The following is a 16,320-nucleotide window of genomic DNA, read 5'->3' as shown; positions in this document are numbered from 1 at the left end:
TTGCCAAATGTAATAAATTGTAATGAGCTTATAAAAACATATATTTTTATGTTTAGTTGAATTTGCTCTTCACAAACCATTTATCATTAAATGAGAATCCTACGCTAAAGTTTACATAATTTTCCTGAACCAGGTTTGAAGAAACTGTTCCTTTTTTACCAAATTCGATTCCTATGTTTACATTAGAAAAATATCCCGGAATTGGAATTCCTGCTCCTAAAGTCATCCCTACATCTTTAATTGATTCGTTGTTAACAATTAAACCAATTTTCTCGTATTTCAAACCAGCACGATATGTAATTCTGCTTAAATAACTTGTAAAAGAGGTGTAATTTGGAATGTAGTAACCTCCAATTGCATATTTAGCATAATTCTCGTATCGAACGTTATCCATTGAATTGTAATAGTTTGCCAGCTGCCCTTCTCCCTGAAAAGCTAATGTAGTACCTATTAACCATTTTCTTGACTCACCAATACCCGCTCCAATAATTACTCTGCTCGGAAGTTTTAATTTAGTAGTTGATGCAGGATATGCATAAGGGTCCGGATCACCGCTTACATTAATTTCTCTCACATTTTCAGAATTTAAATTACTTGAAAATGTATAACTCAAACTTGTAAACAGGTTTACTTTTTTATAAATCTTTGTCTGATACATTGTACCTAAATCAAAATTAGCCCCGGATAAAGTTGAAGCATTTGATTCTGATGTACCATTTTGAACACCGGTTACCTGCTCTATACTTGTTGTTGTGATTTTCCCAAAGTTATATTGAACATCAGCTCCAATAGTCCAATGCGGTTTAATTTTATAACCTACACCAAAATATACTTTATTAATACCGCCTTTTCCGCTTAACTGAGAACTTACAGCTCCTTCTGTAGCAGTATTATCATCTAAAATTTTATATCCAACAGATGATAATGGAATTAAACCAAACGATACTCCAAATTTTCCAACTGGAATTCCAACAGCTAAATAATCAAAAGTTGTTCTTTGTGCTTTTGCAGATCCAGTATTCGATTTTAATGTCGAAGTTCCAAAAGTTCCTCCTACTGTAAAAGTAGTCTGCATTAAACTGGCATAACTTGCTGGATTTTCAATATTCAAGTGAATACTATCCTGCTCAACAGCAACGCCCGCCATAGATCTGTACTCTAAAGTTCCTTTAAACTTGATATCTCCAATTCCATAAAAAGAATATGGCGATGCAGTACCTTGCTGAGCAAATGAAACGAACGATATAAGCAAACAAGCGCTTATTATAATTTTTTTAATCATTGTCGATTTTATATTGATATGTTTGGCTCAAACTCTCTAAAAGGAAATTTGAATTGGCAAATATGGTATTTTTTAATCGTTTAGCCAAAAATTCTGCATCGCCTCCCGTTAAAATTATTATAAAATTTGAAAAGTTCGACCTATATTCATCGATAAAACCGTCAATCTCATAGACGAAACCATTCACAACACCAGAATGAATCGCCTGTGCGGTTGAATCTCCAATGTAAGAATGGGGCTGATCTAAAGTAAGCAAAGGCAGTCTGGCAGTGTAATTGTGTAAGGTTTCGTAACGCAAACGAAGCCCTGGAGAGATTGCACCCCCCAGATAATTATCGTTTTCGTCGATAAAATCGTAGGTAATGCAGGTTCCGGCATCTATAACTAATCGATTTTGTTTCGGAAACTGCAGTGTTGCTCCGGCAGCCAAAATCATTCTGTCGATTCCTAAAGTTTTTGGTGTTGCATATTTATTATGAAACGGGAAAATATCTTCGTGTGTAAAAAAATGAACATTTAACTGTTTTTCAAAACTCAAAAAAGATTGTTTTTCGACATCCCCAACCGAGGCAACAACCAAATCTGAGCAGTTTGGAAATTTTTCTAAAATTTTTTCAATTCTTTTTTCAAGCTCATTTTTTTCAAAAACGAAATACTCCAAAACACTACTCCCTTCAAAGACAGCAGCTTTAATTCTGGTATTTCCAACATCGACAGTTAAAATCATTTTTCTTTTTTGTTTTTGCGAAGATACGAATTGATTTTTTTTCTAAAATGTTTTGGATAAACGGAAAATGATTCTATCTTTGCACCCGCATTGAGCACAAGACGGTACCTTAGCTCAGATGGTAGAGCAATGGACTGAAAATCCATGTGTCCCTGGTTCGATCCCTGGAGGTACCACCAAAACCCGAATAGCAATATTCGGGCTTTTTGTTTTTATTATTTTCGGAAAATTTTTAATCAAAAATAAAGAAGAATAACCCGCAGATTATACAGATTTTAAAAATCATTTTAATCTGTGGCTGAAAAAAAGTTCGCAAGACTTTATATCGATAAAGCTTTGCGAACTTTGCGTTTTTACCTTGCGGTCTTAGCGGTTAAAAAACCTAGTCTAAAATCTTATTGATGAAATACAGAAACCGCCGGGAAATAATATCCTGAAAAACTTACTGTTCCTGTTTTAGCTCCAGAATCTGCATTGAATAAATAAAGGTTGTTGATCGCAAAATTTACTCCATATCCTTCGTTTACTGTATTAACTACTAAAGTGTTTTTCTTTTTATCATAACCAATTCCTGCTCCATATAATATATTAGAATCTGTTAATGTAACAAAAGGCGAAGCTAATGAAGAAACATCTCCGTTATATTTATAAATTTCTTTACCACCGCTCCAGCTTCCATTTTTGGCAATGAAAACAGCATTTTTTGCAGCTGTAATAGATCCCGGATGCCAGGCTCCCCAGCTTCCGTAAGCCTGAAAACCTAATGCGATTTCTTTTACCTCAAGAGTATTAGAGTCTATATTGATAAGTTTTGTTCCGCCTGCAGCCCATACTTTTTTATCATCAGTAACAGCAAATCCCAGAACCATTCCTGAAATTGTTTTTTCGACTGCTAATGTTGAAGCGTTAATTACAATAACCCCTTTTGATGCCGACAATGCAAAGATATATCCGTTAGCTTTTACAATGTCTCCTACCTGACCTGTAATTCCTTCAACTTGTCCGTTTAATTCCATTGTATTCAAATTAAGTTTGAATATTCCTTTTCCAGAAGTAAGCAAAGCCTGATTTTCATCAATTCCAACTATTGCACGCCAGTCGTTTCCGCCCTGAGCCGGAATTCTTTTTTCTTCTTTAAGCGAATAAGCATCTGCAACTACAACTGGTCCGCCGACTTTAGACACCAAGAATAGCTTTTTATTAAAGACAGTTCCAAACTCTAAAGTTGATGATTCTGGTTTTAGATCTTTATCTGGATTTACTTTTACAAAAACACTGTCTTCTATTGCTTTTGTATCGTATCTGTAAAACCCAACTGTTCCTGTTCCGTGTCCAAACCATCCTTCATTAATCATAAAGAATCCGTTTTCATAAGCTCCAAATGTGTGAATATCGTAAGTTAGAGATACGTTTCCGCCATTGTTTTTGGCAGTCATCGTAATTTTAAAATCTCCTCTTGTTTCTGGTTTAAAAGTATATGTCGAATCAGATCCTACAACATTTCCGTTTACTGCCCATTCAAATGAAACATTATTTCTGTCTTTTATTTTTGAACTCAGCTGAAGTGTTTTTCCAATTGTCAAAGTATCTTTTAACTGCTGTTCGCCCTTGATAACAGGCGGCGCCGTAAAATCATCATCATTATTACATGAAGTTGCCAGCATCATTAAAGAAGCAATGGCGATTAATTGCTTGGAAAAAAAATTGTTTCTCATTATTAAATATTTAAAAAAATTATATTACTTAAATGTTTAAATCCAGCGCACTAAAACTACGTTTCTGGAGCAATGACATGTTTAATGATTTTTTGATAGAGAAAAGGAAACGTCAAGAAGAAAAAACACCCAAAAAGAAACTGTTTTTAAGACATCGCATTTACAGAAAAAAAATCTCATAAACTTATTTAGCTTACGAGAATAGAATGATAAAACAATACCATTTCACTTAGAGTGAAAAAGTATTATTCTTAATTCAAGCTTCAATCCCCGAAAGCTGTTATTACTATAAAAATGGCAGGTCTTCTGACTTGCTCCCTACACCCAGCCTTCCCTTTCGAATTGAAAAGTGACATATTAAAGGGTTTCAGTTAATGAGCTTACAGCTGCGGGACAGTTTTGGATTTGCACCAAATTCCCTTTTAATGTCATATTTAATCAAACATGACAACCATTTTCTGATTTAAATTTTGAGTTGCAAAACTAGTGTTTTCTTTTTTGAAATCCATGCATACTTAAACTATATAAGGGTTTAGGCACATCTGCATTCTGTGATATATTCCGAATTATTAAGGATTGACTGATTAAAAATGTATTATCAACAATTAATTAGTTTTTGTTAAAAAAGTATCAACTAAATAAAAAAATATCTTATATATTCGTAAAATCGTATTTTAATTTTTTATTCATTATTAAATCAACAGAACGTTTTATGAGCAAAACTTCTACTAAAGGCATTTGGAAAGTAATTTCGGCCTCTTCTATGGGAACAATGATTGAATGGTACGATTTCTATATTTTTGGGAGTTTGGCCGTTGTAATTTCAACTAAATTCTTTCCGAGTGATAATCCAACTGCAGCATTTTTATCCACATTAGCCACATTTGCTGCCGGATTTGTTGTCAGACCTTTTGGCGCTTTATTTTTTGGACGATTGGGAGATATTATCGGCCGAAAATATACTTTCATGGCTACTTTATTATTAATGGGAGGTTCTACTTTTTTAATAGGCTGTATCCCAAGTTATGAAACTATTGGTTTTCTCGCGCCTCTGTTAGTTTTGATTCTGCGTTTATTGCAAGGTTTGGCTCTTGGCGGAGAATATGGCGGTGCAGCGACTTATGTTGCCGAACATGCTCCGGCTGGGCAAAAAGGATATTGGACATCGTGGATCCAGACTACTGCAACGGTTGGTTTATTTATTTCTTTGATGGTTATTCTGGCTACCAAAAATGTGCTTTCGGCCGAAACTTTTGATTCATGGGGATGGCGTGTTCCTTTTTGGGTTTCTATTGTAATGGTGGGAGTTTCGTATTTAATTAGAAAAAATATGGACGAATCACCTGTATTTGCAAAAGCTAAAAAGGAAGGAACAACAAGTGCAAATCCTTTAAAGGAAAGTTTTGGAAACCGATACAATTTAAAGTTTGTTCTCTTGGCATTATTTGGCGCAACAATGGGACAGGGTGTTGTTTGGTATACCGGACAATTCTATGCCATGAGTTTTATGAAAACGGTTATGAATGTAGATTCTTCTCAGGTTGACAGTTTACTTGGAATTGCATTATTGATAGGAACGCCGTTTTTTATTGTTTTTGGATGGCTGAGTGACAAAGTCGGCCGTAAATACATTATGATGTTCGGTATGTTACTCGCTATTTTATTCTACAGGCCTATATATAAAATGATGTACAACACAACTGATGTGAGTTACAAAACCGAAATTGTAGAACAAACCTCTCAAAAGATCGAAAAAGCAAAAAATAATGACGTAATTACCACTATTTCAAAAACCTATACTGATGGAACTACGTATATCGAAAAGAAAACAGATTTTGCTGATAAGAAAAAATCTCAAAGCAGTGTTACTATAAATATCAATTCTGGCGATAAATGGACATTAATTTTTTTAGTTTTCATTCAGGTTTTATTTGTTACAATGGTTTATGGTCCAATTGCAGCGTTTTTAGTTGAAATGTTTCCAACTAAAATCAGATATACTTCTATGTCACTTCCTTATCATGTAGGAAATGGAATTTTTGGAGGTCTGCTGCCGGCAATTTCGACTTATTTTGTAACTCATGCAAAAGCAGCCGGAAAAAACGATTTTTATCTTGACGGACTTTGGTATCCTATTATTATTGCGTCGATCTGTTTCGTTATAGGAATGATTTACATAGACAACAAAAACAAAATTAATCATCTTTAACATTTAAGAACATGAATACAATCAAACAAGCTTTAGGCGTTTTATGGGTTATTTTGGCAGTTGCGGCCGCTTACTTCTGCGTGTTTGAATTTGGCTTACCTAAATTATTATCAGATCAGCAAGATGATTTAGTCTTTGGTATTATTATTCTTTTTATCCTCACGCCTCTTATTGTTTTAGGCTTAGGAACATTTGGTTATTTTGCTGTTATTGGAGAGTATAACCATAAAAAGAAATAACAGAAACAATAAACAACTAAACCAGAAAAGGGCTGTCTATTTTTCAATAGAACAGCCCTTTCACATTACTAACCAAACCAAATTTTTAATCTGTTTAGAGATATATTTTCAATGTTTATTTTTTGATAAACTTCATTACCTGTGTTTTACCATTTTCATCTGAAGCTTTTACGATATACAAACCTGTTTGTAATTCACTTACGCCAAATTGAAAATCAACATTTCCGTTTGAAGCAAAGCTTTTTACCAATTGTCCTGAAACTGAATAAATCTGAACTTTTGAAACTGCGGTACTTAAAGTGAAATGATTCGAAACCGGATTTGGATATAAATTCACCGTACTTCCTTTTTCAAAATCTTCAATAGCTAAATTGGCTGTTTTGTTTCCATAAATTCTATATTCACCTGCAGGTAAATTTATCTGAGCATTTACATCGGTAACATTTATTGCAGTATTGTCCATTAAATTGTACCAAGTTCCTGCATACGGAAAACCTGTCGAAACGTTTTGCGCCGTAACATCAAAATTGGCTAAAATCAAAACCTCTTTTAATTGTGCCGAAGTTAAACCTGCATTGGTTATTTTAATGTTTACTGTAAGCGAATTAGAATCTGGAATTGTTGAAGTTCCTAAAAAAACAGGTTCGGCCTTTTTTAGTGTAATCATCTTAGCCCAATCGTTGTAAATTTTATTACGATTTGAATTTCCTAACCAGTTATCTACCCACTGAGGCTGTGGTTTGGTATCAAGTTTACAATCTCCTCCTGTGGCATCTGAATCAGTATTTACTGAATTATCATTGCAGGTAAAAATTGAACTCTCCCAGCCCAGTTCTCCAAAATGCCAAATCATTTTTGGCCCTGGAACTAATAATGAAACTGCTCCAATTGCCGACATTCTTGATAAAGCCGTATTTAATGTTTTTACATTATAAGCTCCGTTTGAGGCTCCGTATTGCACATTTTTATACATCAAACGTTCTTCGTCATGACTTTCGGCATAACCTATTAAACGGTTTGCAGCAAAACCACGATTGGCACTTGACATTTTCGAAATATTACTTTCAGAAGCATACCCCATAGACAATTGATTGTAAGGATCTGTCATTTTACCCCACATCATAACACCTTTACTTGGAGTTTCTGTTACTCTGTAATCTGCCCATTGTTTTTCTTCGGCTTCAGTTCCTAAATGCTCAAAAATGGTATAATGCGTTGGATCCAGACTCCAAGAATAATCAGCATATTTCTTTAAAACATCTACCCTGTCTTGCTGGTATGCATTTGTACAAGATTGATCTGAGGCTGTACAAGACTGTGTAAAACCTTTTGTTAAATCCCATCTAAAACCATCAATTTTATATTCCTGAATCCATTGCTTAATTACGCGCTCTACATAATATTGTGTTCTTGTAGACTGATGATTAAAGTCTTCTCCAACACTAAACGTATGCTTTGCAACTGTATTAAAGTATGGATTTTCGGCTGTTGGCGAGCCAAAACCATCACCGTCAGGATCGTTCATCCACATTCTAACCATTGGATTTCTTCCAAAAGCATGATTTAAAGCAACATCAAGAATAACAGCAATTCCGTTTTGATGACATACATCTATTAGTTCTTTTAATTTATCCGATGTTCCATAAAATTTGTCCAACGCCATGTGAAAAGAAGTATTATAACCCCAGCTTTCATTACCTTCAAATTCCATTACCGGCATTAATTCGATAGCATTAATTTTCAGGTTTTTGAAATAATCGATTTTATCAATTATACTTTGGTAATTTCTTGCTGCATCAAAATCGCGAACCAAAACTTCATAAATAACCAGTTTTTCTTTTTCGGGCTTTGTAAAATTAGTTACCTGCCAGTTATAAGGAGTCTGACCAGTTTTAAGAACCGTAACTTCAAACTGCTGTCCTGCTGGATAAGCTGGTAAATTTGGATAAGAAGATGCTGGAATCCACGGATCATCATACGGAGATAAAACCAAAGTAGAATAAGGGTCGGCTGTTTTTACTAAAGACGGAGAACCGGCAAGAGGTGAAGCATCTACAACCCAATATTGATAGGTATTATTTACTCCCGAAACTAATCCGGTTAATTCTAACCAAAATTTTCCCGAAACAGGATCTTTTTTCATGGCATACGCCGAAGTTGGCTGCCAGTTATTGAAACTTCCGGCAACGTAAACAAAATCTTTTAAAGGAGCATCAAGAACCAATGTTGCTTTTGAAGTATCATTGGAATTATAATTAATTCCATCAACTAATCCTGCAGGCATTGTTTGAGAAACTGTGTTTGGATTTACCACAACTGAAAACTTTTTTACAATTGTAGTCGATCCCTGAGTTACACTCAATTCATACGTTTGATTATTGGTAACATTTATATGAGAATAAGAATAACTTGCAGTACTTGCATTGGTATTTATAACAGTTCCGTTTGCTTTTAATGAATAACTTGCCGCTCCGTTTGTATTTGTGGCTGCAATATTAAAATTGGAACCAGACGCTATAATTGAAGCGCTATTTTCTACAGGTGAAGTTAGGTTTACCTGAAAAGATCCAACTTCGACAACAATATCCTGAGATTGTTTGCTGCCGCTTCCGTCTTTTGCTTTAACCAAAAATCCTATTCTGCCAATTCCATTTCGTCCAAAATATACAGACGGTGTAAAAGTTTTAGTATAAGTATCAGTACCTGCATTATAGGTAAACTTTGCAGCTTCATTTGAAGAAGTCCATGATCCGTTAGACGGAGAATCCATTTGGTTGGTATCATTTACATCATAAGACCATGACCAAAGATACAATGCATTACCTGTAACTCCCCAAGTGCTTTCATTAATACTGGTACCATTAATTGTTATTGTAATTGGCGTAGTATCTTCAAAAGCGGGAGGGTTTATTGAATAAGTAACGGTTTGCTGCTGGGCAAAAACAGTTACTGCCATCAATAAAAATATTGATAGTAAAGTTTTTTTCATAATAGTGTGGTTATTTCGGTTAGTCAGTCTGATTAAAAAAGGGCTATCTAGCAGATAGCCCCATTTTATTATGAAGAAAGTTTATTATTGATTTGGAATCATCAAATAACTTCCGTCTAAATCATTGAAATAGATAACATATTTAGATTTTGCAACTGGTATGTTATCACCAGTTCCTCCACCTGAGAAAGCTGTTTTGCCTCCCCATGACACATCCCAAGCATCATTAGCTCTAAATTTCATTCCTCCATCATTTAGAGATGTCACGCCTAAAGTCCAGATGTGAGCATTAAAAGCAGATTTAACCATTGGCGTTGAAGCATCCCACCCTTTAGCAGTTGCATCTCCAATAATACCAATTGTGTTATAAACTGTTGCTCCGGCACCTGCTGCATATGGAGCTAATGTGTAGGTTAATTTTTGAACATCCATAACAAAAGTGTAATATCCATCTGCAGGAATTTCAAAACTTGCTGGATCTTGATCTCCTTCTGTTGCTCTATAAGCTAAAGATCCATCTTTCCCTCCATACATTGGAGCCCAGCTTCCTAGGTTTTTGATAGCCTTGAATACACCTTTTTTGAAGAATCCTGTAAATTTATATTCATTAGCATTTGCAGCGCTTCTAAATAAAATTTGGTTCCCTTTATTGTTATCCCATCCAGAAACGGTTGCGTCTCCAACTAAGTACCAGTCGTTAAAATCATAAGGAACTTTTCCTGTGTAAGGAGTAACTGTAATTGTAATTAAACCTTTAGAAACCTGAGGAAATCCTCCAGAAACATCAGATTTAATTTTTACATCGTACTGAGCAGCTTCTTCAGGTTTTCCTCCAAGATCAATCGCTGCCTGATTCAATTCTCTGGCAAGTACAGATACTTCAGTAATACTGTTTGTGGTAGTCTGCAATGTTTTTGCAGCACTAAAATCACCTCCTTTTTTATCAATTAACAAGGTGTATTTTACAGCAACATTTGTTGAATATTTTGCAGCTGACCATGTAAATTTAGCAGCCTCTTCTGCTGCTTTTTCAACATCTAGAACATAATTTTGTCCTGTTGCAGGTGCAGTAATTTCTGGTGTTGAAACAACATTAAGAACTGGTCTTTCGTCTACAGCATCTGCATTACATGACACTGCCAATACACCAATAAATGCGATTAAAACTTTATATATATTTTTCATTTTTAAGTTCTATTAGGTGTTAGTATCCTGGATTTTGTTTTAAAGTTGGATTAGCCTGAATTGTTTTCGCAGGAATAGGCATTAAATCTCTAAAAGATTCTGTCGCAACACCATTCATTGTTCCGCCTTTCCATTGCCAGATTTTAGATCCTCCTGTAAATTTACCAAAACGAATTAAATCCGTTCTTCTGTGACATTCCCAAAACAATTCTCTACCTCTCTCTGCAAGGATAAAATCAAGATTCAAATTTGCTGCAGATATTGTTGATGCTTCCGCTCTTGTTCTAATTTGGTTAATATAATTTACTGCAGTTCCAATATTTGCTGTACTAGCACCTCTAACTGCCGCTTCTGCATACATTAAATAAGCATCAGAAATTCTAAAAACTGGAAAATCAGTATCAGGAATATCAGTTCTTTGTGCTGGTGAACCATCAGCTTTTTTATTTATATATTTTGTTACAGCATAACCATCTGTAAATGTTGATACATTCGTAATATCTAAAGCCTGTCCATCAGTATAGAAAGTTCCTCTTTTATCTCCTGTTGCTGTTGCATCAGGGAAAAGAGCCACAAACTCTTTACGAGTTCTGATACCCTGCCATCCTCCATCCATTCCTCTTGAAGCGGCATCCATGCTTCCTCCAATAGAGGCATGAAGAATAAAACTCATACCACCTCCAGTTGCTCTAATAGCATTTCCATCACTTACAATTGGAAAAATAACTTCGTTTTGCGCTCCATTTTTGTCATTATCCGCAGAAAACAAATACGCATAAGGAACGTTTGCAAAAGTATATCCTGAGTTAATGATTTCCGTACATAAAGTACCTACTTCATTATTTTTTTCTGTTCCAGTGTAAACCTTAGCATTTAAATAAATCTGAGCTAATAAAAATTTAGCAGCAACTTTATCAATTCTACCATATTCATTAGTTCTTGCATTTGGCAGACTGCTGTCTAAATCTTTTAATTCAGACTCAACAAAAGCAAAAACTTCTGCTCTTGATTTTTGAACTGGATAAAAGAAGCCAACTGGATCTGCTTCTGTAGTAATAGGCACATTACCAAATAAGTCCATTAAGTTAACATAAGAAAAAGCTCTTAAGAAACGTGCTTCAGCTCTAAAAGTTGCAATTTCAGCTTTTAAATTAGCATCAACACCTCTAGCATTTAATTTCTCATCCGTAGTTTGTCTTAAAAACTCATTTGCTAAACTGATATGATAAGATGCTCTTGAATAAGTTCCGTATAAAAACTCATTTTGAGGAGACCAAGTCTGCGTGTTTAATGTTGGTAAAGTACCATCAGCCCACGCAATAATAGCTTCATCTGTTGTAAATTCCTGAGTTACAAAAAGAAGACGTAAGTAACTGCTGAAATCTCCGCTAAGACCTGCAATATCAGCTTGTCCGTCACCGTCATTACCTCCAACATATAAACCAGCATATAATTTTGCTAAAACTTGTTTGTAAGATGCTGGATCCTGGAAAAAGGTCTCAGATAAAAACTCATCGTCATCTTTTGGTGTCACGTTTAAATCGTCAGTACACGAAGTAAGCGTCATACTTATTCCTAAGATAAATAGGAAGAAATAAGATATATATTTAAATGATATTTTCATTTTGTATGTTTTAAATTTTGTTTTTCAATGTACTATTAGAAACTTGCATTTACTCCAAACAAGAAAGTTCTTGCTCTTGGGTAAACGTTACCATCGATTCCGTTGAATTTCTCCGGATCTAACCCATCATATTTTGTAAGTACAAAAACGTTCTGAACACCAGCAGAGAATCTTAAAGAAATATCTTTTAATAAAGATTTATCCAAAGTATATCCCAGAGTTACGTTATCTAATTTAATAAAAGATGCATCTTTAACATAATAGTTAGATAAATAACGTTGTGTTCCATTATCTTCAAAAGTAAAGCCTGTGTTTAAGTAATCTGAACTTACGTTAGACAAGTCTGTTTGTCTTCTTAAAGCAGCATCTGAATAACCCATATTAGAATTTACGTTGTCAAAAATGTAATTTCCTAAACTTGCTCTCCAGTTCATTGTAAAATCAAACTTTTTGTAGTTTAAAGTAGAGAATAAACCAAATGTGTAATCTGCTGTTGGTTTTTTATATCTGTAACGGTCATTAGCATCAATTTTACCATCTCCGTTTCTGTCTACATAAGCACCTGCAATAGGCTTTTTGTTAGCATCATACAATTGCTCGTAAACAAAAAATGAATTTGGAGCAAATCCAACTGTGTTAATTAACACCTTATTTCCATTTCCTCCTTTAATATTATCTCCTACTTCGTAACCTTGGAAACCTTCAACTGTCTGTCCTAAATTTTCAATTTTTTGATCCAGGTAAGTAGCATTAACTGCAACATTCCAAGTTAAATTATCTTTTTTAATGATATCTGACTGAAGACTGAATTCAAGACCTTTTGTTCTTAAATTACCAATATTATTATATCCTTGGTTTCTTAAGTTAGCTCCGTCCGGAACTAATACATCAGCTAACAAATCAGATGATTTTTTATCAAAATAGTTAATTGACCCCGTAATTCTATCTCTTAAGAATCCAAAATCCACACCAATATTCATCTCTGATAATTCTTCCCATTTGATGTTTTCGTTATATCCCTCAGGCCTTGCTGTTCTGTAAACAACACCATTAAATACATATTGAGTATTAACTGTACCAAGGGTAACTCTTCTTAAATAATCATACTGAGGTGAAATATCCTGTTGTCCTGTAGTACCATAACCAGCTCTCAATTTTAAACTAGATAGTGTTTCGTTACCTTTTAAGAAAGATTCTTCAGCAACGTTCCAGGCAAAAGCTCCTCCTAAAAAGTTACCCCATCTATTACTTTCAGAAAAACGAGATGTTCCGTCTCTTCTGTAATTTAATGTCAGTAAGTATCTGCTGTCCCATCCTAAGTTTAAACGACCAAAGAATGATTGTAAATTAATATCCGGATCTGTAATAACATCTTCATTTCTAGTTGCAGCAGGCTGTGTAAGCGCTCCTGACTGGTATTTTTCTTTTTGGAATAACTGATAGTTGTATCCAGCAGTAGCATCCAATTTAAGTTTTCCTAAATTTTTGCTGTAAACAAAGTATGCATTTAAATTTTTGTTTTGAAGATCATCAGTATAAGTATCATAGTTTCCTAAATTTACCCATGTTCCTGAACTAAATGCAGTTGGCTGAAATCCTAAAGCACTTTCTGTACTTTGTCTATTATAACCGCTGCTGTCAAATCTGTCAATACCAGCTTCAGCAACGATTCTTAAATCTTCAAAGAAATGGAATTTATAATCTACGCTAATGTTACCCCATTTTCTGGTAGATTTAGATCTTTTATCTTCTTGGTTTAATCTTGCAACTGGGTTTTTAGCAGGTAATAATGCTAAGTTTCCATTTGCTTCTAACCATTCAAAGTATCCCCCATAACGAGAACCTGCCTGATAAGGAGACTGTGTTGGATCAAAACTAATCGCTGAACCAATAACAGCATCTTCATCCTGAAATTGATTTTTACTGAAGGATAAATTTCCGCTGATGTCAATTTTTAAGTGATTGTCAAATAATACCGGGTTTAACGATATCGATGTCGTAGTTCTTTCAAAAGAAGTGTTTCTTAGGATTCCAGGATTATCAACATTTCCAACAGATAAACGAACTGGTAACTTATTAAATAAAGCACCACTTACAGAAATATTATTGTTTGTTGTTAAAGCCGTGTGGAAAATTTCATCCTGCCAGTTAGTACTTGCAGTACCCATTAATGCTTTTTGAGCATCAGATCCTTTTGTATTTACAAAATTACGGAATTGGTCTGCACTTAAAACATCAACTGTATTAGCTACTGTATTTACACCAACTTGTGAACTAAAATTAACTTTTACACCACCTTTAGTTCCTTTTTTAGTAGTAATAACGATTACACCATTTGCCGCACGAGAACCATAAATAGCAGCTGCAGAAGCATCTTTAAGAACTGTAAAAGATTCAATATCATTTGGATCAATAGTAGATAAAATACTTGTAGCACCACTTGGAACCGCATTACTTAATGGAAGTCCGTCTAAGATAATTAATGGATCGTTTGAAGCACTTAAAGAAGATCCACCACGAATTCTAATATCAGCTTTTGCTCCCGGAGCTCCTCCTCCAACAACATTAACACCGGCAATACGGCCTCCAATTAAACTTTCTGGAGTTACGTTAATTCCTTTATTGAATTCTTTAGCAGAAATTTGAGATACAGATCCTGTTGCGTCTTTTTTCTTAACAGTACCATAACCTACTTGTACTACAACTTCTTGAAGTTGATTTGTATCTTCGCTTAAAGAAACATTTAATGTTTTTTGACCTGTGTAATCAATTGTTTCTGTTTTGTATCCAATGAAAGAAACAACGATTTTACTTCCGTTTTTAACATTTGACAGCTGGTAATTTCCATCAAATCCGGTTGATGCACCATTTGGAGCACCTTGTACATTTACGTTTACCCCTGGTATTGGCTGACCTGTTGTTTTATCGACAACAGTCCCTGTAAGAGTGTTTTGAGCTAACACACTAAAAGGCAACAATAGGAATAAAAATAACAACTTTTTGTAAATTGTTTTCATACTTTTTGTTTAAATTAGTTTGAGTTTGTGATTGTTAGTTAAGTTTTTAATTTTACTTCGAATTCCAAAATTATGAATTTATTAACGTGCTCGACCTGAGGCAATTTTTATTGCTTTACGAAAACGTGGTAGTGTTGAAAACTTTCTATTTTTTGTAATCTTTTAGCGTTAAAATTGTCAATTATAAAAATATCAGATACCTTTATTATTAATTAGATTTTTTTCACCTTATCTCATGAAACGTAAAATAACCTTAAAACAAATCGCAAAGGAACTTGACGTCTCTATCTCAACTGTCTCAAAATCACTCAGAAACAGTCTTGAAATTGGAGAAGAAACAAGACTAAAAGTTCAGGCTTTTGCAAAGTTTTATAACTATAAACCAAACAATATTGCCCTTAGTTTAAAAAACCGAAAAACCAAAAGTATTGGTATTATTATTCCGGAAATTGTACATTATTTTTTCTCTACTGTAATCAACGGAATTGAACAGGTTGCGAACGAATATGGCTACAGTGTTGTCATTTGTGTATCGGACGATTCTTTTGATAAGGAGGTGCTGAATATGGAGATGTTAGCCAACGGAAGTATTGATGGTTTTATCATGTCTCTTTCTAAAGAAACTCAGTTTAAAGGCGACTTTCATCATATAACAGAAGTTATCAATCAGGGAATGCCGGTTGTAATGTTTGACCGTGTTACGAATGATATTTTATGTGATAAAGTAATTATTGATGATAAATCAGCAGCGTATGAAGCCGTTCAGAGTTTAATTGACAGTGGACGTAAAAAAATCGCACTTGTAACAACTGTTGATTATGTAAGTGTTGGAAAACTGCGAACAGACGGTTACGAAAAAGCCTTATTAGATAACGGATTACCTTTTAATGAGGATTTAATTATAAAAATCGAAGATGTAGATACCTGCGAAATTACCATCAGCCAGCTTTTGCATGATCGTGCTTTCGATGCTGTTTTTGCCGTAAACGAGCTTTTTGCAGTAACGATTATTAAAACAGCCAATAAAATGGGATTAAAAGTTCCTGAAGATTTAGCCGTTATTGCTTTTACAGACGGAATTATTTCAAAATATTCAACTCCAACTATCACTACAGTTAGTCAAAGCGGTGAAAAAATGGGCAATAAAGCAGCTAAAATGCTCATTGAACGTATAGAGGCGGAAGAAGATGAGGATGAAGAACATACTGAAAATTACATTACAGAAGTCATAGAAACGCATCTCATAAAAAGAGAATCTACTGACTAAAAAACTTAAAATCAACACTTTCTAAAGCCATAATTAATTTTTATGGCTTTTTTATTAGCTTTAATA

Annotated in this window: 10 protein-coding genes, 1 tRNA gene and 1 riboswitch; of the genes, 4 read left to right on the top strand and 7 right to left on the bottom strand. The window is 34.4% G+C overall.

Annotated elements, in window-relative coordinates:
• Nucleotides 1–52: 52 nt before the first annotated feature.
• The gene (locus ACTJIW_RS05090) at nucleotides 53–1,282 is read right to left on the bottom strand and encodes a hypothetical protein (RefSeq protein ID WP_440714591.1); all 1,230 of its coding nucleotides are present in this window, start codon (nucleotides 1,280–1,282) and stop codon (nucleotides 53–55) included.
• A complete protein-coding gene (locus ACTJIW_RS05085; protein WP_012023491.1) occupies nucleotides 1,275–2,009 on the bottom strand; it encodes a type III pantothenate kinase in 735 nt (244 codons plus the stop codon). The genes ACTJIW_RS05090 and ACTJIW_RS05085 overlap by 8 nt, the downstream gene beginning before the upstream one ends.
• Nucleotides 2,010–2,112: 103 nt before the next feature.
• Here ACTJIW_RS05085 and ACTJIW_RS05080 point away from each other — a divergent pair.
• Nucleotides 2,113–2,188: transfer RNA gene (locus ACTJIW_RS05080), tRNA-Phe, on the top strand.
• Nucleotides 2,189–2,404: 216 nt separating this feature from the next.
• Here ACTJIW_RS05080 and ACTJIW_RS05075 read toward each other — a convergent pair.
• Nucleotides 2,405–3,724 (bottom strand): DUF5074 domain-containing protein, encoded by a 1,320-nt coding sequence (locus ACTJIW_RS05075; RefSeq protein ID WP_440714592.1) that lies wholly within the window; start codon nucleotides 3,722–3,724, stop codon nucleotides 2,405–2,407.
• A 279-nt stretch (nucleotides 3,725–4,003) separates the two neighbouring features.
• Nucleotides 4,004–4,195, bottom strand: a riboswitch (cobalamin riboswitch).
• 241 nt (nucleotides 4,196–4,436) lie between these two features.
• On the opposite strand from ACTJIW_RS05075, the gene ACTJIW_RS05070 reads away from it, so the two are divergent.
• On the top strand, nucleotides 4,437–5,933 hold the full coding sequence (locus ACTJIW_RS05070; RefSeq protein ID WP_440714593.1) for an MFS transporter: 1,497 nt from the start codon (nucleotides 4,437–4,439) through the stop codon (nucleotides 5,931–5,933).
• 11 nt (nucleotides 5,934–5,944) lie between these two features.
• Nucleotides 5,945–6,172, top strand: a complete 228-nt coding sequence (locus ACTJIW_RS05065; protein ID WP_044047562.1) for a DUF6814 family protein — start codon at nucleotides 5,945–5,947, stop codon at nucleotides 6,170–6,172.
• 115 nt (nucleotides 6,173–6,287) lie between these two features.
• Here the strand turns inward: ACTJIW_RS05065 and ACTJIW_RS05060 are convergent, their stop codons facing one another.
• From ACTJIW_RS05060 to ACTJIW_RS05045, 4 genes are all read right to left on the bottom strand, one after another.
• A complete protein-coding gene (locus ACTJIW_RS05060) occupies nucleotides 6,288–9,161 on the bottom strand; it encodes an alpha-amylase family glycosyl hydrolase (RefSeq protein ID WP_440714594.1) in 2,874 nt (957 codons plus the stop codon).
• 84 nt (nucleotides 9,162–9,245) lie between these two features.
• Nucleotides 9,246–10,346 carry a SusE domain-containing protein gene (locus tag ACTJIW_RS05055; protein WP_121362499.1) on the bottom strand — a complete coding sequence of 367 codons (1,101 nt, stop codon included), beginning with the start codon at nucleotides 10,344–10,346 and terminating at the stop codon, nucleotides 9,246–9,248.
• Nucleotides 10,347–10,365: 19 nt separating this feature from the next.
• The gene (locus tag ACTJIW_RS05050; protein WP_121362500.1) at nucleotides 10,366–11,970 is read right to left on the bottom strand and encodes a RagB/SusD family nutrient uptake outer membrane protein; all 1,605 of its coding nucleotides are present in this window, start codon (nucleotides 11,968–11,970) and stop codon (nucleotides 10,366–10,368) included.
• Nucleotides 11,971–12,005: 35 nt separating this feature from the next.
• Nucleotides 12,006–14,987: a SusC/RagA family TonB-linked outer membrane protein gene (locus ACTJIW_RS05045; RefSeq protein ID WP_440714595.1), complete on the bottom strand. Its 2,982-nt coding sequence runs from the start codon at nucleotides 14,985–14,987 to the stop codon at nucleotides 12,006–12,008.
• 235 nt (nucleotides 14,988–15,222) lie between these two features.
• Here ACTJIW_RS05045 and ACTJIW_RS05040 point away from each other — a divergent pair, with 235 nt between their 5' ends.
• Nucleotides 15,223–16,254 (top strand): LacI family DNA-binding transcriptional regulator, encoded by a 1,032-nt coding sequence (locus ACTJIW_RS05040; RefSeq protein WP_012023484.1) that lies wholly within the window; start codon nucleotides 15,223–15,225, stop codon nucleotides 16,252–16,254.
• Nucleotides 16,255–16,320: the final 66 nt, after the last annotated feature.

This window comes from Flavobacterium sp. 22659 (genome assembly GCF_052044235.1).
Classification (GTDB): domain Bacteria; phylum Bacteroidota; class Bacteroidia; order Flavobacteriales; family Flavobacteriaceae; genus Flavobacterium; species Flavobacterium johnsoniae.
This window is presented reverse-complemented; position numbering and strand designations above follow the sequence as displayed.

Excerpts from the sequence above, each read along its gene's own strand:
- ACTJIW_RS05090 (WP_440714591.1), bottom strand. The coding sequence starts at position 1,282 with ATGATTAAAAAAATTATAATAAGCGCTTGTTTGCTTATATCGTTCGTT.
- ACTJIW_RS05075 (WP_440714592.1), bottom strand. The coding sequence starts at position 3,724 with ATGAGAAACAATTTTTTTTCCAAGCAATTAATCGCCATTGCTTCTTTA.
- ACTJIW_RS05040 (WP_012023484.1), top strand. The coding sequence starts at position 15,223 with ATGAAACGTAAAATAACCTTAAAACAAATCGCAAAGGAACTTGACGTC.
- ACTJIW_RS05085 (WP_012023491.1), bottom strand. The coding sequence starts at position 2,009 with ATGATTTTAACTGTCGATGTTGGAAATACCAGAATTAAAGCTGCTGTC.
- ACTJIW_RS05045 (WP_440714595.1), bottom strand. The coding sequence starts at position 14,987 with ATGAAAACAATTTACAAAAAGTTGTTATTTTTATTCCTATTGTTGCCT.
- ACTJIW_RS05060 (WP_440714594.1), bottom strand. The coding sequence starts at position 9,161 with ATGAAAAAAACTTTACTATCAATATTTTTATTGATGGCAGTAACTGTT.
- ACTJIW_RS05050 (WP_121362500.1), bottom strand. The coding sequence starts at position 11,970 with ATGAAAATATCATTTAAATATATATCTTATTTCTTCCTATTTATCTTA.
- ACTJIW_RS05070 (WP_440714593.1), top strand. The coding sequence starts at position 4,437 with ATGAGCAAAACTTCTACTAAAGGCATTTGGAAAGTAATTTCGGCCTCT.
- ACTJIW_RS05055 (WP_121362499.1), bottom strand. The coding sequence starts at position 10,346 with ATGAAAAATATATATAAAGTTTTAATCGCATTTATTGGTGTATTGGCA.
- ACTJIW_RS05065 (WP_044047562.1), top strand. The coding sequence starts at position 5,945 with ATGAATACAATCAAACAAGCTTTAGGCGTTTTATGGGTTATTTTGGCA.